The following is a 24,734-nucleotide window of genomic DNA, read 5'->3' as shown; positions in this document are numbered from 1 at the left end:
GAAGATTAACGTATCGGAAACGCGGTTCCATCTCGTGCGTCGTCGAAGGCGCGGACGCCCGCGCAGGAACCGATTGAACTGGCGTGCGGAATTCGCTGAAGTGAGGGGCAGCGCGGGAGCACTCCGCCGTGGGAAGGACGAGCCGAGGTTGAGTGTCGATCAGGCGAGTACCGGCAAAATTCCGGCGGCGGTCACTGACCCGCAGCGCCTGTCGGTGCTGCGCAGCTACGGCATGCTCGATACCGGGCCCGAGCCCGAATTCGATGACATCGTCATGCTGGCTCGCCAGATCTGCGACGCGCCGGTGGCGCTGATCTCCCTCGTGGATGCCGAGCGGCAGTGGTTCAAGGCGGTGTCCGGCCTCGAGATCTGCGAAACCTCCATCGAGCAGTCGGTCTGCGCCCATGCGCTTGCGATGCCGGAGACGCTCAATATTCCCGACCTGACTCGCGATCCGCGAACGAAGGACAATCCGCATGTCACCGGCGAGCCGTATCTACGGTTCTATGCGGGGGCCCCGCTGATTGCAGCCGAAGGCGTCGCCATCGGTACCGTCTGCGTCATCGACACCGTGCCGCGGCCGGGCGGCTTGCTATCCGATCAGCTCATCGCGCTGGAAGCGCTGGCGCGGCAGGTGATGACGCAACTTGAACTGCGCCGCGATCTCGTCCGCGCCTATGCGCAGGCGCGGCATCACGATCCCGCGCCGCCTGCGGTGGGCGATCGAACGGATGCAGCGATCAATGCCGAACTTGGCCAACGCATGAACAATGCGATGGCTTTGGTGCAGGCGATCGCAAACCAGACGCTCCGCAATGTCACGGAGCGCTATGCTGTCGACGCCTTCGAACGCCGTCTCGATGCGCTCAGCCGCGCGCACAACATCCTGCAGCAACAGGGCTGGATATCGGCAGGCCTGCGCGAGGTGCTCGCCGGTGTGCTGGCGGCTCATGCGGATAAATCGCGTGTTCGGCTCGATGGTCCGGATATCCGTCTCGATCCGAAGGCGGCGCTGTCATTCTCTATGCTGCTGCACGAGCTCGCGACCAATGCAGTGAAATATGGTGCGCTCGGCAATAATCGCGGCCACGTTGCCGTGTCCTGGGCGACGGAAGGCGGCACGCTGGTATTGGATTGGCGGGAGACCGGCGGTCCCGAAGTGACGACGCCATCGCGCAAGGGGCTCGGTACGCGTCTGATCGATCTTGGCATCGCCGGTGCAGGCAATGTCAGCAAGAGCTACGACGCATCCGGTTTTCGCGCGATGTTCCGCGTGCCGATGGAGAAAGTGGCGCAGGGCTCTTGATCTCTCCCGCGCGGCTGGGGGGAACGGGCGGCTTCTATTTGCGATGTATTACGAGTGAAGCGCGGATCTTCTCCCTCCCCGGCGTGCAGCGACGGGGAGGGTGGATCGAAGCGAGCGTTCAGCGAGCTTCGAGACGGGTGGGGTGGTACAGCAAGCGAGGTCGACGTGGCGAATGCATTCGCGCGACACTGCGCAAGAACCTGACGCCGCAGGAAGCGAAGCTGTGGGTGAGACTACGCGAGCTAAAGGCGTTCGGCTTTCACATCAGGCGGCAGGCGCCGATCAGGCACATCATCGTGGACTTCGTGTCGTTTCGCGACAAGCTCGTGATCGAGATCGATGGCGGGCAGCATCATGTCGATGAGGCGGCCCGCAAGGATGAGATGCGCGATGCGTCTTTGCGCGGCGAGGGATTTCGCGTGTTGCGGTTCTGGAATCACGAGGTGGATCGGGAAATGGAAGGGGTGATGGAAGTGATTGTTCGAGCTCTGGGCTACCTCCACCCGTCCGGCCAAGAGGCCGGCCACCCTCCCCACAAGGGGGAGGGAAAATCGAGCGAGCCATCGACTTGAGCGCGGAGCTCCATATTAGAGAAGCCGTTGAGGATGATCTGTGTTCGCTGTAGAGCCTCTACAGTTACCACGGGTCGAAACGGCCGGAGACGTTGCGATTCTATGAGTCCGTAGGTTTTGTGCAGTCGAAGACCGGACTTCAGATCAGGTGTTAACGACCTGCTCGCCGCCCCACATCATCGCCGCATTCTTCTCACGTCACTGCCACCTCGCCTCCAGACCTTCCGCACACTTCTCGGTTACCGCTGGGCGTCCAATCAACTGAAAGGACCGACCATGCGCTCCATGACAGCTCTCGCTCTCGCCGCCGCCCTGTCTTTCGGTACGCCTGCACTGGTGATGGCGCAGGGGACGGGGACCGCAAAGGACAGCGGTTCGCCGAAATCCACCGTGCAGATCAACAAGATCCAGGTAATCGACGTGAAGCAGCTGCCGGAGGCGGTGAAGGCCCAGGTCGATGACGTCGTGTCCAAGACCAGCGACGAAGACATGAAGGGCCTGCGGGCCTCCATCGACGCCTCGCCGGCCGCCGCCAACGCGCTGAAGGAAAAGGGTGTGACGTCGGCACAGGTCGTCGCCGTGAACATCGCCGATGGTGTGTTGACGATGTTTACGAAGACGGCGTGAGACGAGACGCCAAAGCTATATTTCGCTTGCTGTCGTCGCCCGGCTTGACCGGGCGATCCAGTAAGCGCTGGCAGTAGTGCTCAAGCCGTATCGACGGTGTCTACTGGGCCACCCGCTTTTGCGGGTGGCGACAAGTGAGTAATGGCGAAGTCGCGCAGTTACTGATCGCCCAACTAGCCCGCCGAATCATCCTCGATGATCGGGCCGAACAGCTCCCAGCGCTCGCCGTTGAACTTCATCATCTGCAACTGCTTGTTGACGCGGTAGTCGGTGGGTGAGGTGGAGCCGACGATGCCGGGCAGGTTAAGATCGAACACCAGGCCTGACAGCGAGGTTGCGACCTTCATCACATTGGCGCGGGTGAGGTCGTCGCCGCAGCGCTTCAGCACTTCCACCATGAGCTGCGCATTGCCGTAGCCATAGGTGTTGAAGTTCGAATTCTTGTCGCCGTCCGGGTAGTATTTCTCCATGAAGGCCAGATAGCGCTTCATGCCGGCATCGTCCTTCCATTGCGGATCGAGCGGGTCCTTGCCGTAATTGGTAGAGATGAGACCCTTGCTGTTCTCCAGCCCGGCGGGCACCAGCACCGCGCCCACCGAGGTCGCATTGATGTCGACGATGTGGGTCGGCTTCCATCCGAGATCGGCGACCTTCTTGATCGCCTGGGCGGCGAATTTCGGCGTCGAGGCGTTGAACAGCAGGTCGGCGCCGGAGGACTTCAGCTTGACGATCTGCGAGTCGATGGTCGGGTCGGTGAGTTCATAGGAGGCATCCGAGACGATCATCGACGCCGCCTTGTCACCGAGCCCGGCCTTCATGCCTGTGAGATAGTCGCGGCCGAGATCGTCATTCTGCCAGAGGATGGCGATCTTGGCGTTCGGGTGGTTCTTTAAAATGTACTTGGCGTAGATCCGGCCTTCGGTCTGGTAGTTGGGATTGTAACCCATGGTCCAGGGGAAGTTCTTCGGATCGGTGAAGCGCGTGGCGCCGGTGGCGGCGAACAGCTGCGGCACCTGCTTGGTGTTGAGATATTTCTGCACACCGGCGTTGGACGGGGTGCCGATGATCTGGAAGGTAAGCAGGACTTCGTCCGACTCCACCAGCTTGCGCACCTGCTCCACGGCCTTGGGCGGCGAATAGGCGTCGTCATACTGAATCAGGTTGATCTTGCGGCCGTTGATGCCGCCCTGATCGTTGATCATCTTGAAATAAGCCGCCTGGGTCTTGGCGATGGAGGAATAGGCCGAGGCGGGGCCGGAGAACGGCACGGTCTGGCCGATCTTGATCTCGGTATCCGAGGCGCCGGCATCGTATTTCTTCTGGGCATGTGCCGCAGTGGCCGATAGCGCAGTCGCCAGCACAGACGTGGCGATCCAATGAACGAGCGAAGCTCTCATATTGTTGCCTTCCCTGATGATGTGTCGACGGTCTTCCCGAGGGGCGCCATCGTTGATGAGGAGTGTGAGGGAAGGTTGTGGGATTGGCAAGATGAACGCGGAAGCCCTCCGTCCCTCATGGTGAGGAGCGGCCGCAGGCCGCGTCTCGAACCATGAAATGGCCGGGCTCGGAGCACATGGCCATCCTTCGAGACGCCGCTGCGCGGCTCCTCAGGACGAGGGGAAGAGTAGGTAACGACTACCTCGCCAGCCACAATACCAGCAGCGCCAGTGCCGCGGGGGCGGCCTGCACATAAAGGATGCGCTTGCTCACGCTCATGGCGCCGTAGACACCGGCCACGATCACGCAGAGCAGGAAAAACGCCTTGATCTGAAATGCAAAGGCGGGCGCGGAATGCAGCAGGCCCCAAATCAGGCCGGCGGCGAGGAAGCCGTTATAGAGGCCCTGATTGGCGGCCAGCACGGCGGTGATTTCGGCCTTTTCCGGTGTGTTTCTGAAGGTCTTCAGGCCCAGCGGCTTCTGCCAGAAAAACATCTCCAGCACGAGGAAGTAGATGTGCAGCAGCGCGACGAGCGCGGTGAGGAGATTGCCGATGAGATTCATGGTGCCCCCGTTATTGCCTTCTCCCCGCTTGCGGGGAGAAGCTGGCCGCGCGTAGCGCGGTCGGATGAGAAGACTCTCCACGAACTCGGAGCGAATGAATAGTCCCCTCACCGGACCTCCACGCGCCTCGCATGTTACGGTCGACCTCCCCCCGCAAGCGGGGAGAGGTAAGGAAGACTAACGCACCGCGCCTTGCGGCAGCGGCGTTGTCAGCCACGGGCGGTCTGCCGAAGCCAGGCCGGTCAGGCGGCCCTGGATGTAGTTGCAGCCCCAGTCGCGCAGCATCGAGGCGCTCGTCTCGTCCTGTACCCATTCGGCCACGGTCGCAATGTCGAGGCGGCGGCAGAGATCGATCAGCGTCTGTACGAAAGCGCGGTCGTCGGCGGAATGGGCGATGTTCTGCACGAAGGCGCCGTCGATCTTGACGATGTCCACGGCCAGCTTGCGCAGATTGCGGAACGAGGTGTAGCCGGCGCCGAAATCGTCGATGGCGATGCGGCTGCCGAGGGCCTTGAGGCGATTGACGAAGCTTCTGATGTCGTCAAGGTCGTGAATGGCTACCGTTTCGGTGATTTCCACAATCAGCCGCCCGGCGACGCCGGGATTCGCGCGCATCATGGATTCGATGGTCGCCCACCAGTCCGGATCGGTGGTGGTGGCCGGCGAGATATTGAGCGAGAGCTGCGCCTGCGGCGCGGCGGCGAGTTCGGCGATGACGAGTTCGAGGATGCGGTGATCGACCAGCCGAATGAGTCCGAGTTGTTCGGCCACCGGCACGATGTCCGGGGCCAGCAGCAACTGGCCGTCGTCCTGCTTCATCCGCACCAGCGCTTCGTAGAAAGCGGGGCCGCTGCGGTCGGCATGCACCACGGGTTCGAAGGCGCAGACGATGCGGCGTTCGTTCAGCGCGGTCACGATCTCGTCGGTGACGCGGATATTGACGCGGCGCTGGGCATCGCGCTCCACGTTCGGCCGCCACAGGTTGAAGCTGCCGCGGCGACGGCGCTTGGCACTGTCGAGCGCTTCCTGGGCGCGGTTGACGGCCTCGTTGACGTCGCGGCCATAACGGGGAATGCTCACCGCGCCGATGGTGGCGGTGACGGAGACCGGACCGGACTTGGTCGGAATCACCTCGTCGCGAATGCCGGCGAGGAAACGCTCGGCAGCGACATTGGCATCGTCGGCGGTGCAGTTCTTCAGCACCAGGCCGAACTTGTTGCCGGAGAAGCGTCCCAGGATATCGCCGCCACGCAGCCGCAGGCGAACGCGTCTGGCGAGATCGGCGATGACATCGTCGGCGACGTCGAAGCCGAACGCATCGTTGATGCGGCCAAGATGATCGATGGCGATCAGCATGAAGGCGAAACTGGCGCGGAAGCGCGAGGCTTCCTCGATGGACTCGGCGAGCGCTGCAAGCAGATGCGTGCGATTGAGTTCGCCGGTGACAGGATCGCGCTGCGAGAGCTTCAGGAGCTGCTGGTCATGGGCGTGGCGCTCGTTGTTGATGCGCACGATGCCTTCGACACGCAGCGGCCGGCCGTCGGCGCCGGTGCGGACGTTGCCGCTCTCCTCGATCCACAGCAGCGGCGCGGTGGTGGAGGCACGCAGGCCATAGTCGATGCGATAGGTACCGCCGGATTGCAGCGCCGAGACCAGCGCCTCGCTGCGCACGGCGCGGTGCGGCTCGATCAGCGCGGCGAAGTCGCTGCCGCGCTGGAGCGTTTCGCCGGGAATGTCGGTGAAGATCGCCGCTGCGGCCGCGGTCCAGCTGATGGCGTCGCTGGCAATGTCCCAGACGAAGGCGGCCTGGCCGAGCCGCGCCAGGATGTCCGCTTCGGAAATGGCGGGCAGTTGGGCAGGAGTCTGATCGGGTGGGGCGGATGTCAAATGTCGCCTCGTTTCGGGACGCCGCTTGCGGTGATTCGTGCCACGACAATACGGCCTGACTGCTCAAGAAAGTGAGTCGAAGTTCCCATCGGACGAAGAAATCGTAGCGGTGTGGCGCATTTAGGCAAGGCCCGCGTAAGCCGATACAACTGTGGAGAGATCAGGCACGGGACTTGCGACAATGCTACCGGAGGGACCACCCTCTGTCCTGATTTGAGACGCGAGCGCGCTTGACCATGTCGATCACGGCGACCAGCCGAGTATCCCCCACCACGCCGCATCCGATGCGGCGGGCGGGCGATATCGTCATCGAACGGGAGCCGCAGCAGCAAAGTCATGCGGTCGCCTCGACCGAGCCGGTGTCACGCGCCATTCCGGCTTCGCTGCGCATCGCGCGGCCCGATCCATCCTTCATCACGCATCTGATCGCGACGGCGGAGCAGGTACCACAGACCCGTGCGCTGCGGCGTGCGGAGATCGTCGATGTGGAGGCGGCGTATCGGAAGGCCGCCGATGTCTATGGGACGGGATCGCCGGCGAGCCGCATGATGCGGGTGGCCTGATCTTGTCCCTCCCCGCTGCGCGGCTTCGCCGCTTGGGGAAGGGACAGGACCTCAGTTCTTCGGCTTTTCCGTCGATCCATCCGGCTGCAGATCGGGCGAGGTGATCTGCGGCGACGTATGCGCGACGATCTCAGGCGGCACGGCCTTGGTATCGATCTGCGGCTCGGTTTTCGTTTCGATCTTCGGCTCAAATTTGGGGTCGATGCGCTCGAGCTTCGGCTCGACCTTCTCGGTCAGCACGGATTCAGCGACCGAGGTTGCGGCGGGCACGGGGATCGGAGCTGGTGCGGGCGCCGGAGCGGCGGGCGGCGGCGCGGGCGGATGATATTGCGCGGCCGGCTCCGGCGCATAGACGGGGGTGGCGACCCGGCGCGGACGGCGCGCGCGCAGCGACACGCCTGCCAGGAAATCCACGAGTGCGACCAGGGTGATGGTGAAGAAGGTGGCATTGCCGAATTTCGGCAGCATCGCGAATTCATAGGCGGCGCCGGCAAACACCAGCAGCGACAGCAGGTGATCGGTGAAATATTTCGACGCCGGCTTCGCTGCGCGCATCACTTCGAGCAGCAGCAGCAGGATCGACAGCGAGACCAGCACGTCCTTCAGCGAGATGTAGAGGACGTCCTGCGACGGCAGGGTAATGGAGAAAAGCTGCACCGGGCCTGCGAGTGACAGGTCGGGCATCAGGAAAACGATGATGTTGCAGATCGCCACCGGAATCAGCAGCAGCGGAAAACCGATCATCGGGGAAGCCTTCTTCGCGCGAGAGAACCAGAACGCGCATGCCGATGCGGGCGCATCGTACCAGGGAACGCGTCGCAGCTAGTGTTGGAGCGAAATCGGGCGGAAGTACAGTTCAGAAATAAACTTCGTGTGCGACAAGCATGCCTGGCGAAAGCGTGCAGGCCCCTTGGGCGCTTCGCGTGGCACCAGGGCGGCAATTCGGACTGGATAAGCCTGACGCGATGTCCAATCCCGGAAAAGACAAACCCCGCCAGAGGCGGGGTCAGCGTATCCGTAGTTGGACCAGTCCGTTGCCGGACGATGGAGGCGATGCCGTAGCGCGGCCGCCTGCCAGCCTGAAATCAGGCGTCCTTCTTCACCTTGAGAACCTGGCGGCCCTTATACATGCCGGTCTTCAGGTCGAGGTGATGCGGACGGCGCAGTTCGCCGGAATCCTTGTCCTCGACATAAGCAGTGCTCTTGATCGCGTCAGCCGAACGACGCATGCCACGCCGCGACGGCGATGTCTTTCTTCTCGGAACGGCCATTGGTTAGTCCTTGCAAAACAGATGGCAGATGGTTTCGATCGGCGCCCGGTATCGGGCGGCCAGCACAAAGCGCGCGGGCAAAATCGCTGATAAGGCCGGGCTTATAACGGATGCGTGACGCCATTGCTAGGGCGGGAAAGGTGGAAATTTCGGGGAATCCGAAACTCGTCGTTCCGGGACGCGCCAAAGGCGCGAACCCAGAGCCTCGTGCGGTTCTATCAATAAGGTTCCGGGCTCGGCTTCGCCGCCCCGGAACGACGAGTTTTGGTCACCAGCATCGTCCGAGTTCTGCCGACTGGGCCCTCGCCATATAGCGCGAGGCCAGCCGGCGGACGCCTGGTCCCGGCGTTTTTGCGCTTCTGGTAACCGGATTGGGCAGAATCGCGGCCAAAAGAGCGGCTTCCCGGGCCGAAATCGCCGAAACGGACCGCCCGAAAGCGAACCGGGAACCGGCCTCTGCGCCAAACTGGCCGGTCGGTCCCATCTCGGCGATATTGAGATAGAGTTCCAGAATTCGTTGTTTACTAAGAACGAAGTCGATCCACATGGCCAGCGGGATCTCCAAGCCCTTCCGGATGAAGCTGCGGCCCGGCCACAGGAACAGGTTCTTCGCCACCTGCTGGGTGATGGTTGAGCCGCCGCCGGAAATCTCGCCTTCCTGCGCATCGTCAATGGCGCTCTGGAGCGAGGCCCAGTCGATGCCCTGATGGCTGCAGAATCTGGCGTCCTCGGAACCTACCACGCTGCGCGGCAGGGCCGGGGACATGGCTTTCAGATCCACCCAGGTCCGCTCCACCGGGGCACCGGTGATCCAGCGCCAGACCATCAGGGTCGAGACCGGCTGGCCGGTCGCATAGAGCGGGGTGAGCAGATAGGGGATCAGGAGGAGCAGGAGCCCGATCAGGATGAGGCGGCGGACGAGTCGCAAAGGCGGGTTCCCTGCTCACAGCTATCCCGCTGATAAAGCGGAGTTTTCGCACTGTTTTCAAGCCAGTTAAGCTTGCCGCGACCAATCGTGGCGGGACGCCGCGGGCGCAATTGACGTGGACACTGCCATGGAGGATTGTCCCGCCAAATTGATCTGGAGCTATTCTTAATGTCGACCGGTGCTTCCACCAAAGATTTTGCCTCCCGCCTGGACCAGACCGCAGACGATACCGAAGCCGTCCTGACCAAGGTGCTTGGTGACGGCGTGCTGCCGGACGAGATCGCGCGGCCGAAGCGCCTCATGGACGCCATGCGCTATTCGTCGCTCGGCGGCGGCAAGCGGCTACGCCCGTTCCTGGTGGTGGAAAGCGCCGCCGTATTCGGCGTGCATCGCGAGCCGGCGCTGCTGGTCGGCGCGGCCCTCGAATGCATTCATTGCTATTCGCTGATCCATGACGATCTGCCGGCCATGGACAATAGCGACCTGCGCCGCGGACGGCCGACCCTGCACAAGGCGACCGACGACGCCACCGCGATCCTTGCCGGCGATGCGCTGCTGACGCTGGCTTTCGACATCGTCACCCGCGACGAAATCCATTCCGACGCCAATGTGCGTCTGCTGCTCACCCGCGCGCTGGCGCGCTGCGCCGGCCTCGGCGGCATGGTCGGCGGCCAGATGCTCGACCTCGCCGGCGAGGGTCGCTTCGGCGACACCGGCCCGGTGGACGTGGCCCGCGTGCAGCAAATGAAGACCGGTGCGCTCCTGCGCTATGGCTGCATCGCCGGCGCATTGCTCGGCCAGGCGACGCCGAAGGAATACAAGGCGCTGGACGATTACGGTCGCGCGCTTGGCGAAGCCTTCCAGATCGCCGACGACCTGCTCGATGTCGAGGCCGATGCCGCGACCCTCGGGAAGCCGGCCGGCGCCGATGCCGCGCTCAACAAGACCACCTTCGTCACCCAGCTTGGCGTCGATGGCGCCAAGAAGCGTGTCGCCGATCTGATCGCGACGGCTGATAGTTCGTTGTCGATCTTCGGCAACAAGGGCGATGTGCTTCGCGCTGCCGCCCGCTTCGTGGCCGAGCGCAAGAACTAGGCGCAATGACATGGCGGAAACGGGCAGGGACCTTGACGACCTCCTTGCCCGCTTCCGCACGATGCCGTTGGCTTATCGCCTCGTCTATGGGCGGCCTCGTACCTTCGCGGCGCTCGCCGTCGGCATCGTCGTGTGTCTGCTGTTGCCGTCTTCGCTGCGGATGGTGACGCGGCTCCTGATCGGCTGGGATACGTTCATCGCGATCTATCTGTTGCTGGTTTATGGCATGATGATGCGGGGCGGCAGCAAGCATATCCGTCGCAACGCCGCTCTTCAGGACGACGGCAGTTTCGTCATCCTGATGGTGGCGGCCTTTGGCGCCTTTGCCAGCATCGCGGCGATCGTGTTCGAGCTCGGTGCCAGCAAGAATACTGCGGAGCTTGCGCTCGCGGTGATCACCATCGCGGCATCCTGGGCCGCGGTGCATACGACCTTTTCGCTGCATTACGCCCATCAGTTCTATCGCGGGCCAAAGCCCGGCGGGCTTGCTTTTCCTGCAGGCGACACGCCCGAGCATCCCGATTATTGGGATTTTGTCTATTTCGCCTTCGTCATCGGCATGACGGCGCAGACCTCCGATGTCGGCATCACCGATAAGAGCATCCGGCGCACCACGACGGCACATGGCATCGTATCGTTTATCTTCAACACGGCGCTGGTGGCACTGATGGTGAACATCGCGGCGAGTGCGATATAGGCCTGCCCCTACTGTGGTTGCCCGGCTCGACCGGGCGATCCGGTAAACACCGACGCGGCGGCGTGTACTGGGTCACCCGGTCGAGCCCGGTGACGACAAGGGAGATCGCGACATTGACCTCTCGCCGCATCCGGGCAAAGTGTCGCAGCAACAGGTGCCGCCCGCGTGGAAGCCAGCTTCTCTATATTCCTGACCTTGATCGCAGTGCTGGCCGCCACCGTACTGCTGGCCAAGCGGATCAACATCGCGCCGGCTATTTTGCTGCTGCTCGCCGGTATCGCGCTCGCTTTCGTGCCGGGCATGCCGGCCCTCGAATTGCCGCCCGAAGTGGTGCTGCTCGGCGTGCTGCCGCCGCTGATCTACTCGGCATCGGTCGCCATGAGCTGGCGGGAGTTCCGTTTCAGCCTGCGGCTGATCACATTGCTTGCCGTCGGCTGCGTGATCTTCACCGCCTGTCTGGTCGCGACCGCCACGCATTATCTGATCGGTCTCCCTTGGGGCGTCGGCTTCCTGCTCGGCGCGATCGTCGCGCCGCCGGATGTGGTGGCACCGCTCGCGGTGGCACGAAAGCTGGGTCTGCCGCGGCGGTTGCTCGTCGTGCTGGAAGGCGAAGGGCTCGCCAATGATGCGACCACGCTGATCCTGTATCGCTTCGCCGTCGCCGCGATCACCACCGGCGCGTTCTCGTTTCCGAAAGCCGCCGGTACCTTCGTCGCCATCCTTGCCTGCGAGCTCGCTTTCGGCCTTGCCATCGGCTGGCTCAGCCTGCGTTTGCGCCAATGGACACGCGACCCGCAGGTCGAGATCACGCTGTCACTGCTGACGCCCTATGTGGCCTATCTCATTCCCGCGCATTTCGGCGGTTCCGGTGTCATCGCCACCGTCGCCTGCGGCCTCTACATCTCGTGGAACGGCCCGCTGCTGATCTCGGCGGCGACGCGCCTGCAAGGAATCTTCTTCTGGGATCTGATCATCTATCTCGTCGAAGGTTTGCTGTTCCTGATGACCGGCTTCCAGATGCGGGCGATCCTGGAAAAGTCGAAGGCTTTTCCCCTCGCCGAGATCGTGGCGGCCACGGCGCTGGTGATGGCCGTTATCATCGCCGCGCGGTTCGTCTGGGTCTATGCCGCCATCTATGTCCCGCGGATGCTGAGCGCCGGTTTGCGCAAGCGCGATCCCGCGCCGAACTGGCAATGGACGTTCGTGGTCGCTTTCACCGGCGTGCGCGGGGCGGTATCCCTCGCCGCCGCGCTGGCGCTGCCCTTCACGATGATGTCGGGCGCGGCGTTTCCGGCGCGTGACCTGATCCTGTTCGTGTCGTTCAACGTCATCCTGATCACGCTGGTCGGCTTCGGCCTCGGCCTGCCGCTGGTGGTGAAGTGGATGAAGATCGGCAAGATCGGACGCCGGGAGCACATTGCCGAGCATGAGGCCGAGCTGCGCGCACGCCGCGAGGCGTTGGCGAAGGCACTGGCCTCGCTCGACGCCATGACCGACGACCGCGAGTTATCGGACGAGGTGGTGAAGATCCTGCGCGCGCGGCATGAGAGCCGGTCGAACCAGTTGCCCGATGAATTCGATCCCGAGGTTGATGTCTCGGCACTCGGAACCGATCTGGTGCGCGAGCTGATCAAGGAAGAGCGCAAGTTCATCCATATGCAATTGCGCGACGGCAAGATCACCGATGAAAGCCGCAGACGGATCGAGCGCGATCTGGATCTGGAAGAAGCGGGGCTGATCAATCGGGAGTATCGGCGGATACCGCTTTAGTTGCCGTCAGCGGCGAAAAGAAAACGGCCGGGCAATGCCCGGCCGTTTCAATTGACGTTCGATGACCGGGCTTACTCCGCCGCGGTCACGATCTCCGGCGTCTTGGTGCCGCCGCCGTAGCGCTGGTCGATATAGTCGATCACCAGCGCCTTGAAGTCGGCAGCGATGGTCGGGCCGCGCAGGGTGCGGAATTTCTCGCCATCGACGAACACCGGAGCGGCCGGGCTTTCGCCGGTGCCGGGGAGCGAGATACCGATATTGGCATGCTTGGATTCGCCGGGGCCGTTGACGATGCAGCCCATGACGGCGACATTGAGATTCTCGACGCCCGGATACCGGGTCTTCCAGACCGGCATCTCGTCGCGGATGAAATCCTGGATCGAGCGCGCCAGTTCCTGGAACGTGGTCGAGGTGGTACGGCCGCAACCGGGGCACGCAGCGACCAGCGGCACAAATGTGCGGAAGCCCATGGTCTGCAGCAGTTCCTGCGCGACCTGCACTTCCAGCGTTCGATCGCCGCCGGGCTCGGGAGTGAGCGAGATGCGGATGGTGTCGCCGATGCCCTGCTGCAGCAGGATGCCGAGCGCGGCCGAGGAGGCGACGATGCCTTTCGAGCCCATACCGGCTTCGGTCAGACCCAAATGGATCGCATAGTCGGAGCGCGAGGCCAGTGTCTGATAAACCGCGATGAGGTCCTGCACCGCCGAGACTTTTGCGGAGAGGATCATCTTGTTCTTCGGCATGCCGAGTTCTTGTGCGCGGGCCGCTGACAGCAGCGCCGATTGCACCATGGCCTCGCGCGTCACCGCGCGCACGTCTTTCGGATTGGCCGAAAGCGCGTTCTCGTCCATCAGCTTGGTGAGCAGTTCCTGATCGAGCGAGCCCCAATTGGCGCCGATGCGGACGGCCTTGTTGTTCTTGTTCGCGATCTCGATGATGTCGGCGAACTGGCTGTCGCGCTTGCTCTTGAAACCGACATTGCCGGGATTGATGCGATACTTGTCGAGCGCAGCGGCACAGGCCGGATGTTCGGCGAGCAGCTTGTGGCCGATATAGTGGAAGTCGCCGACGAGGGGGGTAGTGATGCCGCGCTTGTCGAGCTGTTCGCGGATGTGCGGAACGGCGGCAGCGGCTTCGTCGCGATCGACGGTGATGCGGACCATTTCCGAGCCGGCGCGCGACAGCGCTGCGACCTGCTCGACGGTGCCCTGGATGTCGGCGGTGTCGGTGTTGGTCATCGACTGCACGACAATCGGGGCGCCGCCGCCGACGGCGACATTGCCGACCATGACCTGGGTGGTGTGGTGTCGCGGCGCCGGGCCAGCGACATCCTGCGGAATTTCAAGCTTGTTCATGGGGTCTCGAATATCAGGTTTTAGTGACATTCAGCAATGCGTTAGTGGCTGCAGCCTTGGCCGGGCGGTTAACGAGAATGAGCCCGGCGATGACCAATAACGCAGCCAAGCCGAAGGCAGGTGTGAGATGATCGTCCAGAATCAAATAGCCCCCCACGACGCCGAATAAAGGGGTGATGAAGGTGAAAGCCGCCAATTTGCTGGCAGAGTATGTCCTGATCAGACTGAACCAGAGCAAAAAGGTGAGTCCGACCACCCAGAAGGCCTGAAATGCCAGCAGCGAGATGGTCAGGGCGCCGGGAACCGCGGGGATTCGTTCGCCCGCGACCAGCGCGCCGATACCGAGGATCGGGACTGACAGGCCGACCTGGTATCCCAATGCCTTCTCGGGCGGGACCCCAATAAGCCTGGTGCGTTTCACGATCAGCGTGGTGGCCGCCCACATGGCCGCGCCGGCGATCATCAGGAGATCGCCGAGCAGGACGCTTGCGGTGACATTCGGCTGCGGGACGCCGATGGCGACGGCGACGCCGGCAAAGCTGACCGCCAGTCCCGTCCATTGCATGGTGCCAAGTCGTTCGCCGAGGAGCTGATAGGCGCCGAAGGCAACGAAGAACGGCATCGTATAAAGGAAGACGACGGCGCGGCTCGCCGATGTGAGCTCGAGGCCGTGATAGATCAGCAGGAATTCGAAGCCGAAGATTGCGCCGACAAACAGGCCAGCACCCAGCGTGCCGTCGCGCTCGAACAGTTTCACGCCGCGAAACCTGGCGATGGCGAAGATCACCAGTAGTGCGCCGGCGGAGCGGAGCGCGGCCTGTGTGTAGGGCGGGATCTCGCGCAGCACCAGTTTGATGGCGATCTGGTTGAAGCCCCAGGTAAGGCAGAGCATCAGCACCAGAGCAATGGCACCGACGGTCAGCGGGCGACCGCCGGGCGGGATGGGACTTGGCTCTGCGGACATTGAACCTCGGGCCGGCTTGTCGCCGTGTTGTTATGTGACGCTCAGTGCTGGCAGTGAGCGCAGGTGCCTGTGATTTCGACAACAGACAGTTTCGGGGTGAAGCCTGTCAAGCGCGCGGCGTCATTGAGGCTTTGCGCGACTTGTATCGCAGGCACTTCACCGACCGACCCGCATTTGTCGCAGATCAGGAAGGCGACCATCGATGTTGTGCCGTGATCGTGCACGCAGGCGAGGAAGGCATTGCGGCTCTCGATGCGATGCACGAGGTCGTTGGCCATCAGGAAATCGAGCGCGCGATAGATCGTGATCGGTGCCGGCCGGGCGACGGTCTTGGCCAGTTCCTCGATGATCTCATAGGCGCCGAGCGGCCGGTGGCTGGCCAGCAGCGCCTCGAACACCTGGCGACGGATGGGGGTGAGCTTCTGGGATCGTCTGGCACAAACCTGCTCCGCATGACGAAGTGCGTCCGCGGTGCAGCGGTCGTGATCATGGTCCGGAGCGGGGAATGTCGGCCTTGGCGCGTTCATCGCTGCAATGTAGTCGCTTTGCCGCGGTTCGCCCATGGCAGCCACGCGAAGCTCCCCAAGAAGACGTTCAAATCCATGCGTTCAGCGCATGCCTGCGACACTTTCGCACAGGGTGGCCGAAAATATAAGCTAGCTTATTTTATGCCAGCTTAGGGAGCATATCGATGTCTTGCCAGCCCGATACGGGCACAGATTTCCTGTCCGCCCTGTTCGAAACCCAGCGCATGCTGCGGCAGCTTGCCGACAAGGAAGCGCGCCATTTGGGCATGACCCGCGCCCAGTGGGCAGTGTTGGCCAAGGTCGAGCGTAATGAAGGACAGAAACAGACCGAGCTCGCCGACGCCATGGAGATGGCGCCGATCAGCCTGACGCGGCTGATCGACAAGCTGTGCGACAACGGGCTGATCGAACGTCGCAATGACGACACCGACCGCCGCATCAAGCGGCTATATCTCACCGAGGCTGCGCGCCCGCTGATGGCGAAGCTCGCCGTACTGCGCAGCGATCTGATGCAGGTCGCGTTCGCGGGGCTGAGCGAAGCCGAGATGCACCGCCTCGTCGATCGCCTCGAAACCATCAAAGACAACATCCGTGCTGCACTGAATCCCGCGGCCGCCAAGACCAAGGAAAGAGTCTATGAACAAGTCAGCGGCTGACCCCGTACTGAAATTTCCGGACAAGGATCCGTCCGAGGGCGAGCCAGGAGGCACCGCAACGGCGCCGCGCCAGGGCGTGAAAGGCTTTTTGACGCGCTACCGGCGTCCGCTGTTGCTGGTCGTTCTGCCGGCCATCGTTCTCATCGGCGGTTTCACCTTCTATCTCTCCGGCGGCCGTTATGTCGGCACCGACGATGCCTATGTCGGCGCCCAGAAGGTGCTGATCACGCCGGAAATCGCCGGCAAGGTCTCGCGCGTGGTTGTGCGCGAAGGGCAGCATGTGAAGGCCGGCGATACGCTGTTCGAGATCGATCCCGTGCCGTTCGAACTTGCTCTGCAGCAGGCGAAGGCGAAGCTCGACGATGCCAAGGTCTCGTTCGCGACGCTGAAGTCGAACATCACTTCCTATAACGATATGCTTGAACTCGCGCGCCAGGGCGTGGAGCTCAAGCAGCGCGATGTCGAGCGCAAGACGACGTTGGTGAAGTCGAATTCCGGCTCGCAGCTCGATCTCGATACGGCGACGACCAACTATGTGGTGGCGCGGGCGCAGCTCGAATTGCTGCAGCAGCAACTTGCCAATGCCAAAGACAAGCTGCTCGGCAATCCCGATTTGCCCCTCGAGCAGTTCCCTGCCTATGCACAAGCCAAGGCGGCGCTCGGCGATGCGCAGCGCAATCTCGATCACACCGTATTGAAGGCGCCGATCGACGGTGTTGCGACGCAAGTCGACAACATCCAGCTCGGCCGCTTCGTCGCGGCTTCGACACCGATCCTTACGGTGATCGATGACGCACGTCCGTGGGTCGACGCCAATCTGAAGGAATCGGATCTGACCTATGTGGCCGTCGGTCAGAAGGTGGATATCGAGGTCGATGCTTTTCCGAACCACGCTTTTCATGGAACTGTCGGCTCGCTCAGCCCCGGCACCGGCGCGCAGTTTGCGATCCTGCCGCCGCAGAACGCCACCGGCAATTTCGTGAAGGTCGTGCAGCGCGTGCCGGTGCGCGTCTATCTCGACTATGACGATCCTGCCGTGAAGAAACTCAAGGCTGGCATGAGCACCTATACGACCATCGACACCGAGCATCGTCGCACGCTGGCAGGTCTATTCGGTCTGTCATCGGCAAAGGCGGCTCAGGACTGACCGACAGAGGCCGATCCCCATGACGACGTCAGCGCCATACTCGAGCGCGGTCCCCGGCTTCCGCCGCAACATGGTGACGGTATGCGCCATGACCGCGACTATCATGCAGGCGCTCGATACCACGATCGCCAATGTGGCGCTGCCCTATATGCAGGGTTCGCTGTCTGCATCGCAGGATCAGGTCAACTGGGTGCTGACCTCCTATATCGTCGCCGCGGCCATCATGACGGCGCCGGTGGGCTTCATCGCCAACCGGTTCGGCCGCAAGAAGGTGTTCATCATCTGCTCGGCCGGCTTCACCATCGCTTCGGTTCTGTGCGGCCTCGCGCAGGACATCACCCAGATGGTCGGCTTTCGTCTGCTGCAGGGCGTTTTTGGTGCGGCACTGGTGCCGCTCTCGCAGGCCGTGATGCTCGACAGCTACGCGCTGCATGAGCGCGCCAAGGCGATGTCGATCTGGGGCATGGGCGTGATGCTCGGTCCTATCATGGGGCCGTCGCTCGGCGCCTGGCTCACCGAAACCTATTCCTGGCATTGGGTGTTCTTCGTCAATCTGCCTTTCGGCATCGTTACGGTGGCCGGCCTGATCGTCTTCATGGACGAGACCGAGCTAAATCTGAAGATGAAGTTCGACTGGTTCGGCTTCCTCGCGCTCGCCATCGGCATCGGCTCGATGCAGCTTGCCCTTGACCGCGGCGAGCAGCTCGGCTGGCTGGAATCGAACGAGATCATCGTTGAGGCGATCGTTGCCGTGATCGGCTTCTATTACTTCTTCGCGCATTCCTTCACGACTCCCAGGCCGTTCATCCAGTTCGCCATCTTCAAGGACAAGAATTTCGTCGGCGGCTGCATCTTCATGTGCGTGATGGGGCTCGTGCTCTATTCCACCATGTCGCTGTCGTCGCCATTCCTGCAGAATGTGATCGGCTATCCGATCCTCACCGCCGGCCTGTTGCTGGCCACGCGCGGCTCCGGTACCTTTGTCGCGATGATGCTGGTCGGTCGCATGATGAAGTATATCGAGGCGCGGACGTTGATCATGTCCGGCATGACGCTGCTCACGGTGTCGATGTATTTCACCGCCAAATGGACCGATCAGACCGGCGTGCCGGAATTCATCATTGTCAGTGTGGCACAGGGCTTCGGGCTGGGGCTGGTATTCGTGCCGCTCTCGACGGTGGCGTTTCTGACATTGCCCAACCACCTGCGCACGGACGGCACGGCGATGCTGACGCTACTGCGCAACGTCGCGAGTTCGGTGGGCATTTCCATCGTGATCGCGAACCTGACTTCGGGCACGCGAATGGCCCATGCGGTGCTGGTCGAGCATGTGACGCCGTTCAACAATGCGTTGCAGATGCCGAATGTGACAGGCGTCATCAACATGGCGACGGAGAGCGGCCGCGCGATGATGGATGCGATCGTGACGTTGCAGGCGTCGATCATCGCCTTCGGACTGGACTATCAGCTGATCATGTTTGTAACGCTGCTGGCGATCCCGATGGCGTTGATCATCGGATCGTCGAAAGCGCAGCTCCGGGCGCAGGCTGCGAAGCCGGGCGGCGATGAGCATCCGGCGGTGATGGAGTGATATGAGCGAGCAGGTGGCTATGATTTCCCTCCCCCAAGCTGCTCAGCCGCGTCGTTGGGGGGCGTAGCGCCGGGTGGGGTCTCTCCCCACAGCAGGATGGGTTTGGGAAAGCATCTCGAAGCGCGCTGAACGCTCGCTTCGATCCACCCTCCCCAGTCGCTTCGCTCCGGGGAGGGAGAAGCAAGATCACACGTCGAAGAACACCGTCTCGTTATCCCCCTGCAGGTGGATGTCGAACCGATACACGCCTGCAGCCGTTTTCTTCGCGATCAGCGTGCTTCGTCGATCCGCAGGAACCAGCTGCATGACGGCATCGTTCGCTGTTGCCGCTTCGTCGTCGAAATAGATGCGTGTCATCGACTGCATGGTCATGCCGCGGCCGAACACGGCCATCACGATATGCGGCGCCTGCGGTTTGCCGTCGATACCCGGTACGCTGCCCGGCTTCACGGTGTCGAACGAATACTCGCCGGCGTCCGTCGTACCGGAACGGCCGAAACCGCGGAAGCTCGAATTCGGCAGGCCTCGTGTGTCTTGCGGATCGGCGAAGCGGCCCTGGGCGTCGGCCTGCCAGATTTCCAGCACGGCATCGGGCACTACCTTGCCGTCGCCGTCATAGATTACGCCTTCGATGCGGATTTTGTCCCCGGTGACGTCGGGGGTGAGCAGATTGTTGGTGAAGGCGTCGTTCCAGGCGTATTTGCCGTTTGGCGTCAGGCCATAGGCGTAGAACGGGCCAACGGTCTGCGACGGGGTAATTCCAGGCATCAGTGATTCTCCGTCGGGGTCGCGTTGCGGCCACGCAAGACGATGTTGAAGCGATAGGCCAGCGCCCAGCCGGGCTCGGTGGTGTCGAGATCGAACTCCGACACCATGCGCAGGCGTGCCTTTTCGTCCGTCACCGAATTGAAGATCGGATCGAACGGGAACAGCGGATCGTTCGGGAAATACATCTGCGTCACCAGGCGCGAGATGAAGGAATGCCCGAACACCGAGAAGTGGATATGCGCCGGGCGCCACGCATTGTGGTGATTGCCCCACGGATAAGCGCCTGGCTTGATGGTGATGAATTTGTAATTGCCTTGCGCATCGGTCACGGCGCGGCCGGCGCCGGTGAAATTCGGATCGAGCGGGGCGGGATGCTGGTCCCAGACATGGACATAACGCCCGCAGGCATTGGCCTGCCAGAGTTCCACCAGCGTGTTCGGTACGCCGCGGCCATCTTCATCCATCACGGTCCCATGTACGATGATGCGCTCGCCGAGCGGCTCGCCGGCATGCATGGTGGTGAGGTCATGGTCGCCGGGGCGCACGGTTTCATGACCGTAAACCGGACCGGTCAGCTCCGACATCGTGTGCGGCATCAGGATGCGCTGCTTCTGCGGCGCGCGCTTGATGGTGCTCTTGTAGCCGGGTGAGAGGCGCGGCGCGTGCGCCGCATTGCTCTCGACGGGATAGATCAGCGTCATTTGTCTCCTCCAAGGACAAGTCCCCTCATGGTGAGGAGCGCGTCTTCGCGCGTCTCGAACCATGAGGGCATGTGGTACTCATCCTTCGAGACGCGGCCTAAGGCCGCTCCTCAGGATGAGGTCTCAGTTCAGCTTCTCGATCGCCATGGCGACGCCCTGGCCGACGCCGACGCACATGGTGGCGAGCGCGAGCTTGCCACCGCGTTTCTCCATGCCGTGCACAGCGGTCAGCGCGAGGCGGGCGCCGCTCATGCCGAGCGGATGGCCGAGCGCGATGGCGCCGCCATGCGGGTTCACGAAATCAGCATCTTCCTTGACGCCGAGCTGGCGCAGCACCGCGATGCCCTGCGAGGCAAAAGCTTCGTTGAGCTCGATGAGATCGAAGTCGCTGATCTTGAGACCGAGGCGCTCCATCAGCTTCTGCGTCGCCGGCACCGGGCCGATGCCCATGATGCGCGGGGCGACGCCCGCCGAAGCGAGGCCGAGAATGCGGGCACGCGGGGTGAGGCCATATTTCGCGACGGCCTTGGCGGAGGCGAGGATCATCGCGGCGGCTCCGTCATTAACACCCGAAGCATTGCCGGCGGTGACGGTGCCGTCCTTGCGCACGATCGGCTTCAGCTTGGACAGACCTTCCAGCGTGGTTTCCGGGCGCGGATGCTCGTCCTTGTCCACGGTGATCGGACCGGCCTTGCCGCCCGGCGCCTGCACCGCGATGATTTCTTCGGCGAAGTAGCCGGTAGCGATCGCCTTGCCGGCGCGCTGCTGCGAGTTGATGGCGAAGGCGTCCTGGTCGGCGCGCGAGATCTGGAAATCCTGTGCGACATTCTCGCCGGTCTCCGGCATCGCATCGACGCCATACTGCGCCTTCATCAGCGGGTTGATGAAGCGCCAGCCGATGGTGGTGTCGAAAATTTCCGACTGGCGGGAGAAGGCTTCCTGCGCCTTGCCCTGCACGAACGGCGCGCGAGTCATAGATTCGACGCCGCCGGCAATGGCGAAATCGATCTCGCCGGCGCGGATGGCGCGGGCGCCGGCACCGACGGCGTCGAGGCCGGACGCGCAAAGGCGGTTGAGGGTCTGGCCGGGAACGGTTTCCGGCAGGCCGGCGAGCAGCGCGGCCATGCGGGCAACGTTGCGGTTGTCTTCACCGGCCTGGTTGGCGCAGCCGAAGAAAACCTCGTCGATCTCGTCCCATTTGACGTTCGGATTGCGCTCTTTCAGCGCCTTGATCGGAGCGGCAGCGAGGTCGTCGGCGCGGACTTTCGCGAGCGAGCCGCCAAAACGGCCGATCGGGGTGCGCACGGCGTCGCAGATAAACACATCGCTCATAAGTCTTCCTCCTGGGCTGCATCCGCGCGTTTGCCGGATTTTCGCGGTGTTTCTTATGTAGGCCCGCCGACCCGGTCAAATCATGGCTGCCGGCTTGGAATGCACACCCGGATTGTCGAATAGGGGTCTACGGTTGACTTGTCAACCGGGCGCTGCGGTGGGGAAAACGTCGGCTTTCACGCCGCTGCGGATGGGATCAGCCGGGCGAAATTGGTAGCGTCCGCCGCCATGACGATCCAGCAGACCATTGCCGCCCCGGAACCGCCCGCGCCCGCCACGGACGACACCAAGGTGTCGCCGATGATGCAGCAATATCTCGAGATCAAGGCCGCCAATCCGGGTCTCTTGCTGTTCTATCGGATGGGCGATTTCTATGAGATCTTCTTCGAGGACGCCGAACTGGCCTCGCGTTCCCTCGGCATCGTGCTGACCAAGCGCGGCAAGCATCAGGGCATGGATATCCCCATGTGCGGCGTGCCGGTGGTGCGCGCCGACGAGTATCTACACCGGCTGATTGGGCTCGGCATCCGCGTCGCCGTGTGCGAGCAGATGGAGGATCCGGCCGAGGCGAAGAAGCGCGGCAGCAAGAGCGTGGTGCGCCGTGACGTCGTTCGCGTGGTGACGCCGGGCACGCTGACCGAAGAGAACCTGCTGGATGCGCGCGCCAACAATTATCTGATGGCGATCGCGCGGGCGAAGGGATCGAGCGGAGGAGATCGCATCGGCCTCGCCTGGATCGATATTTCCACGGCGGAGTTCATCGTCACCGAATGTGCGACCGGCGAACTCGGTGCGACGCTTGCGCGTATCAATCCCAATGAAGTGATCGTCACGGATGCGCTCTACAGCGATCCCGATCTTAGCCAGCTCCTGCGCGAACTCCCGGCCGTCACGCCGCTGACCCGCGACGTGTTCGACGGCGCCACTGCCGAACGCCGCCTGTGCGACTATTTCGCCGTCGCCACCATGGATGGCCTCAGCGCGATGTCGCGGCTGGAGGCCACGGCGGCCGCGGCTTGCGTTACTTATGTGGAGCGCACCCAGATCGGCAAGCGCATCCCGCTGTCGCCGCCGACGCGGGAAGTGGTCGGTACGACGATGGCGATCGATCCGGCCACCCGCGCCAATCTCGAACTGACGCGCACGCTCGGCGGCGAGCGCAAGGGCTCGCTGCTGGATGCGATCGATTGCACCGTGACGGCGGCCGGCTCCCGCCTGCTGGCGCAGCGGCTTGCCGCGCCGCTGACCGATGTTGCCGGTATTGCGCGCCGCCATGATGCCGTCGCGACTTTCGTCGCTGATAGCGGTCTGCGCGACGATCTGCGTTCGGCATTGAAGATCGCGCCGGACATGTCGCGCGCGCTGGCGCGGCTGTTGGTCGGCCGCGGCGGGCCGCGCGATCTGGCTTGTATCCGCGATGGCGTATTCGCGGCGGATCAGGTGCTGGATCGGCTGAGTGCCGTCGAGAATCCGCCGGCAGAGATCGCCGCGGCGGTGACTGGCCTGCGCCGCCCGTCGCGTGAACTGGCTGCGACCTTTGCCCGCGCGCTCGATGACGACCTGCCATTGATGAAGCGTGACGGCGGCTTCGTCCGCGAGGGTTTCGAGCCCGTGCTCGACGAGACGCGCAATCTGCGTGATGCTTCGCGGCTGGTTGTGGCATCGATGCAGGCCCGCTATGCCGATGACACCGGCGTCAAGGCACTGAAGATCCGGCACAACAATGTGCTCGGCTATTTCGTCGAGGTCACTGCGCAGCATGGCGACAAGCTGATGGCGCCGCCGCTGAATGCGACCTTCATCCATCGCCAGACGCTGGCCGGACAAGTGCGCTTCACGACGTCGGAGCTCGGCGAGATCGAAGCCAAGATCGCCAATGCCGGCGACCGCGCGCTCGGGCTGGAGCTGGAAATCTTCGAGCGACTGGCGGGCATGGTTGCGGAGGATTCCGATGACCTCTATGCGGCGTCGCATGCTTTCGCGCAGCTCGATGTGGCGACGGCGCTGGCGAAGCTCGCGGTCGATGACAATTATGTCCGCCCCGAAGTGGACGACTCCCTGCTCTTCGCCATCGAGGGCGGGCGCCATCCAGTGGTCGAGCAAGCGTTGCGCCGCGATGGCCAGCCTTTTATCGCCAATGCCAGCGATCTGTCGCCGGGGCCGGGTCAGAAGTCCGGGCAGATCTGGCTGATCACTGGTCCGAACATGGCCGGTAAATCGACCTTTCTGCGCCAGAACGCGCTGATTGCACTGCTGGCGCAGATCGGCAGTTTCGTGCCGGCATCGCGAGCGCGGATCGGCATCGTCGATCGCCTGTTCTCGCGCGTCGGCGCAGCCGACGATCTTGCCCGCGGGCGTTCGACCTTCATGGTCGAGATGGTGGAGACCGCCGTCATCCTCAATCAGGCCACCGAGCGCGCGCTGGTGATCCTCGACGAGATCGGCCGCGGTACGGCGACGTTCGACGGCCTGTCGATCGCCTGGGCGGCGATCGAGCATCTGCATGAGAGCAATAAGTGCCGCGCGCTGTTTGCGACCCATTATCACGAGCTCACGCAGCTTGCGACCAAGCTGCCGCGGCTGTTCAATGCCACGGTGCGGGTGAAGGAATGGCACGGCGACGTCGTGTTCCTGCACGAGGTGCTGCCGGGCTCGGCCGACCGCTCCTATGGCATTCAGGTGGCGAAACTCGCCGGTCTGCCACCGGCGGTGATCTCACGCGCGAAAGCAGTGCTGGCAAAACTCGAGGCGCAGGATCGCGGCCAGGGCGCCAAGGTGCTGGTCGACGACCTGCCGCTCTTCGCCATCACCTCGCGCGCGCCGGAAGAAGAGCGGCCGCCGAGCGAGGCCGATCTTCTGATGGAAGCCGTGAAGGCGCTGCATCCCGACGAGATGTCGCCGCGCGAGGCGCTGGATGCGCTCTATGCCCTCAAGGCGAAACTGCCGAAACAATAACAGTCCTCATCCTGAGGAGCG

At 63.1% G+C, this 24,734-nt stretch carries 23 protein-coding genes; 11 read left to right on the top strand and 12 right to left on the bottom strand.

What is annotated here, in order from left to right; genetic code table 11:
• The first annotated feature begins 148 nt into the window (after nt 1-148).
• The 3 genes from E0H22_RS22710 to E0H22_RS22695 all read left to right on the top strand — a co-directional run bounded on the left by E0H22_RS22710 (nt 149) and on the right by E0H22_RS22695 (nt 2,505).
• Complete coding sequence (locus E0H22_RS22710; protein ID WP_233023219.1) at nt 149-1,306, top strand: sensor histidine kinase; 1,158 nt, start codon at nt 149-151, stop codon at nt 1,304-1,306.
• A 137-nt stretch (nt 1,307-1,443) separates the two neighbouring features.
• Nucleotides 1,444-1,878 (top strand): endonuclease domain-containing protein, encoded by a 435-nt coding sequence (locus E0H22_RS22705; protein ID WP_233023218.1) that lies wholly within the window; start codon nt 1,444-1,446, stop codon nt 1,876-1,878.
• A 285-nt stretch (nt 1,879-2,163) separates the two neighbouring features.
• Nucleotides 2,164-2,505 carry a hypothetical protein gene (locus tag E0H22_RS22695; protein WP_233023217.1) on the top strand — a complete coding sequence of 114 codons (342 nt, stop codon included), beginning with the start codon at nt 2,164-2,166 and terminating at the stop codon, nt 2,503-2,505.
• Nucleotides 2,506-2,678: 173 nt separating this feature from the next.
• Here E0H22_RS22695 and E0H22_RS22690 read toward each other — a convergent pair whose 3' ends face one another.
• The 3 genes from E0H22_RS22690 to E0H22_RS22680 form a co-directional block, all read right to left on the bottom strand.
• On the bottom strand, nt 2,679-3,902 hold the full coding sequence (locus E0H22_RS22690) for an ABC transporter substrate-binding protein (protein WP_233023216.1): 1,224 nt from the start codon (nt 3,900-3,902) through the stop codon (nt 2,679-2,681).
• Nucleotides 3,903-4,140: 238 nt separating this feature from the next.
• Nucleotides 4,141-4,506: a DUF1304 domain-containing protein gene (locus E0H22_RS22685; RefSeq protein WP_233023215.1), complete on the bottom strand. Its 366-nt coding sequence runs from the start codon at nt 4,504-4,506 to the stop codon at nt 4,141-4,143.
• Nucleotides 4,507-4,683: 177 nt separating this feature from the next.
• Entirely contained in the window at nt 4,684-6,393 is a 1,710-nt protein-coding gene (locus E0H22_RS22680; RefSeq protein ID WP_233023214.1) for a bifunctional diguanylate cyclase/phosphodiesterase, read from the bottom strand.
• A gap of 236 nt (nt 6,394-6,629) precedes the next feature.
• Here E0H22_RS22680 and E0H22_RS22675 point away from each other — a divergent pair, with 236 nt between their 5' ends.
• Nucleotides 6,630-6,956 (top strand): hypothetical protein, encoded by a 327-nt coding sequence (locus E0H22_RS22675; protein WP_347340837.1) that lies wholly within the window; start codon nt 6,630-6,632, stop codon nt 6,954-6,956.
• 51 nt (nt 6,957-7,007) lie between these two features.
• Here E0H22_RS22675 and E0H22_RS22670 read toward each other — a convergent pair whose 3' ends face one another.
• The 3 genes from E0H22_RS22670 to mtgA form a co-directional block, all read right to left on the bottom strand.
• Complete coding sequence (locus E0H22_RS22670; protein WP_233023212.1) at nt 7,008-7,700, bottom strand: hypothetical protein; 693 nt, start codon at nt 7,698-7,700, stop codon at nt 7,008-7,010.
• A gap of 341 nt (nt 7,701-8,041) precedes the next feature.
• Entirely contained in the window at nt 8,042-8,227 is a 186-nt protein-coding gene (gene rpmF / locus E0H22_RS22665) for a 50S ribosomal protein L32 (protein WP_211911819.1), read from the bottom strand.
• 268 nt (nt 8,228-8,495) lie between these two features.
• Complete coding sequence (gene mtgA, locus E0H22_RS22660) at nt 8,496-9,155, bottom strand: monofunctional biosynthetic peptidoglycan transglycosylase (RefSeq protein WP_233023211.1); 660 nt, start codon at nt 9,153-9,155, stop codon at nt 8,496-8,498.
• A gap of 168 nt (nt 9,156-9,323) precedes the next feature.
• Between mtgA and E0H22_RS22655 the strand changes: the two genes are divergently transcribed.
• From E0H22_RS22655 to E0H22_RS22645, 3 genes are all read left to right on the top strand, one after another.
• Nucleotides 9,324-10,250, top strand: a complete 927-nt coding sequence (locus E0H22_RS22655; protein ID WP_233023210.1) for a polyprenyl synthetase family protein — start codon at nt 9,324-9,326, stop codon at nt 10,248-10,250.
• A 10-nt stretch (nt 10,251-10,260) separates the two neighbouring features.
• A complete protein-coding gene (locus E0H22_RS22650) occupies nt 10,261-10,947 on the top strand; it encodes a DUF1345 domain-containing protein (protein ID WP_233023209.1) in 687 nt (228 codons plus the stop codon).
• Nucleotides 10,948-11,112: 165 nt separating this feature from the next.
• Nucleotides 11,113-12,717: a Na+/H+ antiporter gene (locus tag E0H22_RS22645; RefSeq protein ID WP_233023208.1), complete on the top strand. Its 1,605-nt coding sequence runs from the start codon at nt 11,113-11,115 to the stop codon at nt 12,715-12,717.
• A gap of 71 nt (nt 12,718-12,788) precedes the next feature.
• Here E0H22_RS22645 and ispG read toward each other — a convergent pair whose 3' ends face one another.
• From ispG to E0H22_RS22630, 3 genes are read right to left on the bottom strand one after another with little or no spacing between them, the layout of a single operon-like run.
• Nucleotides 12,789-14,072 carry a flavodoxin-dependent (E)-4-hydroxy-3-methylbut-2-enyl-diphosphate synthase gene (ispG, locus tag E0H22_RS22640; protein WP_233023207.1) on the bottom strand — a complete coding sequence of 428 codons (1,284 nt, stop codon included), beginning with the start codon at nt 14,070-14,072 and terminating at the stop codon, nt 12,789-12,791.
• A 13-nt stretch (nt 14,073-14,085) separates the two neighbouring features.
• Entirely contained in the window at nt 14,086-15,036 is a 951-nt protein-coding gene (locus tag E0H22_RS22635) for a DMT family transporter (protein ID WP_233023206.1), read from the bottom strand.
• Nucleotides 15,037-15,077: 41 nt separating this feature from the next.
• Entirely contained in the window at nt 15,078-15,563 is a 486-nt protein-coding gene (locus tag E0H22_RS22630; RefSeq protein ID WP_233026498.1) for a Fur family transcriptional regulator, read from the bottom strand.
• 164 nt (nt 15,564-15,727) lie between these two features.
• Here E0H22_RS22630 and E0H22_RS22625 point away from each other — a divergent pair, with 164 nt between their 5' ends.
• Genes E0H22_RS22625 through E0H22_RS22615 form a run of 3 tightly spaced genes read left to right on the top strand, consistent with a single transcriptional unit; the run spans nt 15,728 to nt 18,957 of the window.
• Complete coding sequence (locus tag E0H22_RS22625; RefSeq protein ID WP_233023205.1) at nt 15,728-16,219, top strand: MarR family winged helix-turn-helix transcriptional regulator; 492 nt, start codon at nt 15,728-15,730, stop codon at nt 16,217-16,219.
• Complete coding sequence (locus tag E0H22_RS22620) at nt 16,200-17,366, top strand: HlyD family secretion protein (protein ID WP_233023204.1); 1,167 nt, start codon at nt 16,200-16,202, stop codon at nt 17,364-17,366. The genes E0H22_RS22625 and E0H22_RS22620 overlap by 20 nt, the downstream gene beginning before the upstream one ends.
• A 19-nt stretch (nt 17,367-17,385) precedes the next feature.
• Nucleotides 17,386-18,957 (top strand): DHA2 family efflux MFS transporter permease subunit, encoded by a 1,572-nt coding sequence (locus E0H22_RS22615; RefSeq protein ID WP_233023203.1) that lies wholly within the window; start codon nt 17,386-17,388, stop codon nt 18,955-18,957.
• 186 nt (nt 18,958-19,143) lie between these two features.
• On the opposite strand, the gene pcaG is transcribed toward E0H22_RS22615, so the two are convergent.
• The 3 genes from pcaG to pcaF form a co-directional block, all read right to left on the bottom strand.
• Complete coding sequence (gene pcaG, locus E0H22_RS22610) at nt 19,144-19,725, bottom strand: protocatechuate 3,4-dioxygenase subunit alpha (RefSeq protein WP_233023202.1); 582 nt, start codon at nt 19,723-19,725, stop codon at nt 19,144-19,146.
• On the bottom strand, nt 19,725-20,426 hold the full coding sequence (gene pcaH / locus E0H22_RS22605; protein WP_233023201.1) for a protocatechuate 3,4-dioxygenase subunit beta: 702 nt from the start codon (nt 20,424-20,426) through the stop codon (nt 19,725-19,727). The genes pcaG and pcaH overlap by 1 nt, the downstream gene beginning before the upstream one ends.
• A 123-nt stretch (nt 20,427-20,549) precedes the next feature.
• Nucleotides 20,550-21,758 (bottom strand): 3-oxoadipyl-CoA thiolase, encoded by a 1,209-nt coding sequence (gene pcaF / locus E0H22_RS22600; protein ID WP_233023200.1) that lies wholly within the window; start codon nt 21,756-21,758, stop codon nt 20,550-20,552.
• 228 nt (nt 21,759-21,986) lie between these two features.
• Here pcaF and mutS point away from each other — a divergent pair, with 228 nt between their 5' ends.
• Entirely contained in the window at nt 21,987-24,713 is a 2,727-nt protein-coding gene (gene mutS, locus E0H22_RS22595) for a DNA mismatch repair protein MutS (RefSeq protein ID WP_233023199.1), read from the top strand.
• Nucleotides 24,714-24,734 lie beyond the last annotated feature (21 nt).

Origin of the sequence: Rhodopseudomonas boonkerdii, from assembly GCF_021184025.1 — a bacterium.
In the GTDB taxonomy this organism is placed as follows: Bacteria; Pseudomonadota; Alphaproteobacteria; order Rhizobiales; family Xanthobacteraceae; genus Tardiphaga; species Tardiphaga boonkerdii.
The sequence above is the reverse complement of the archived record's forward strand: the minus strand, read 5'-3'. Positions and strand labels throughout refer to the sequence as shown.

Excerpts from the sequence above, each read along its gene's own strand:
- E0H22_RS22635 (WP_233023206.1), bottom strand. The coding sequence starts at position 15,036 with ATGTCCGCAGAGCCAAGTCCCATCCCGCCCGGCGGTCGCCCGCTGACC.
- ispG (WP_233023207.1), bottom strand. The coding sequence starts at position 14,072 with ATGAACAAGCTTGAAATTCCGCAGGATGTCGCTGGCCCGGCGCCGCGA.
- E0H22_RS22620 (WP_233023204.1), top strand. The coding sequence starts at position 16,200 with ATGAACAAGTCAGCGGCTGACCCCGTACTGAAATTTCCGGACAAGGAT.
- E0H22_RS22655 (WP_233023210.1), top strand. The coding sequence starts at position 9,324 with ATGTCGACCGGTGCTTCCACCAAAGATTTTGCCTCCCGCCTGGACCAG.
- E0H22_RS22615 (WP_233023203.1), top strand. The coding sequence starts at position 17,386 with ATGACGACGTCAGCGCCATACTCGAGCGCGGTCCCCGGCTTCCGCCGC.
- E0H22_RS22675 (WP_347340837.1), top strand. The coding sequence starts at position 6,630 with ATGTCGATCACGGCGACCAGCCGAGTATCCCCCACCACGCCGCATCCG.
- pcaG (WP_233023202.1), bottom strand. The coding sequence starts at position 19,725 with ATGCCTGGAATTACCCCGTCGCAGACCGTTGGCCCGTTCTACGCCTAT.
- rpmF (WP_211911819.1), bottom strand. The coding sequence starts at position 8,227 with ATGGCCGTTCCGAGAAGAAAGACATCGCCGTCGCGGCGTGGCATGCGT.
- E0H22_RS22690 (WP_233023216.1), bottom strand. The coding sequence starts at position 3,902 with ATGAGAGCTTCGCTCGTTCATTGGATCGCCACGTCTGTGCTGGCGACT.
- pcaF (WP_233023200.1), bottom strand. The coding sequence starts at position 21,758 with ATGAGCGATGTGTTTATCTGCGACGCCGTGCGCACCCCGATCGGCCGT.
- E0H22_RS22630 (WP_233026498.1), bottom strand. The coding sequence starts at position 15,563 with ATGAACGCGCCAAGGCCGACATTCCCCGCTCCGGACCATGATCACGAC.
- mutS (WP_233023199.1), top strand. The coding sequence starts at position 21,987 with ATGACGATCCAGCAGACCATTGCCGCCCCGGAACCGCCCGCGCCCGCC.
- E0H22_RS22650 (WP_233023209.1), top strand. The coding sequence starts at position 10,261 with ATGGCGGAAACGGGCAGGGACCTTGACGACCTCCTTGCCCGCTTCCGC.
- E0H22_RS22695 (WP_233023217.1), top strand. The coding sequence starts at position 2,164 with ATGACAGCTCTCGCTCTCGCCGCCGCCCTGTCTTTCGGTACGCCTGCA.
- E0H22_RS22670 (WP_233023212.1), bottom strand. The coding sequence starts at position 7,700 with ATGATCGGTTTTCCGCTGCTGCTGATTCCGGTGGCGATCTGCAACATC.
- pcaH (WP_233023201.1), bottom strand. The coding sequence starts at position 20,426 with ATGACGCTGATCTATCCCGTCGAGAGCAATGCGGCGCACGCGCCGCGC.
- E0H22_RS22685 (WP_233023215.1), bottom strand. The coding sequence starts at position 4,506 with ATGAATCTCATCGGCAATCTCCTCACCGCGCTCGTCGCGCTGCTGCAC.
- E0H22_RS22625 (WP_233023205.1), top strand. The coding sequence starts at position 15,728 with ATGTCTTGCCAGCCCGATACGGGCACAGATTTCCTGTCCGCCCTGTTC.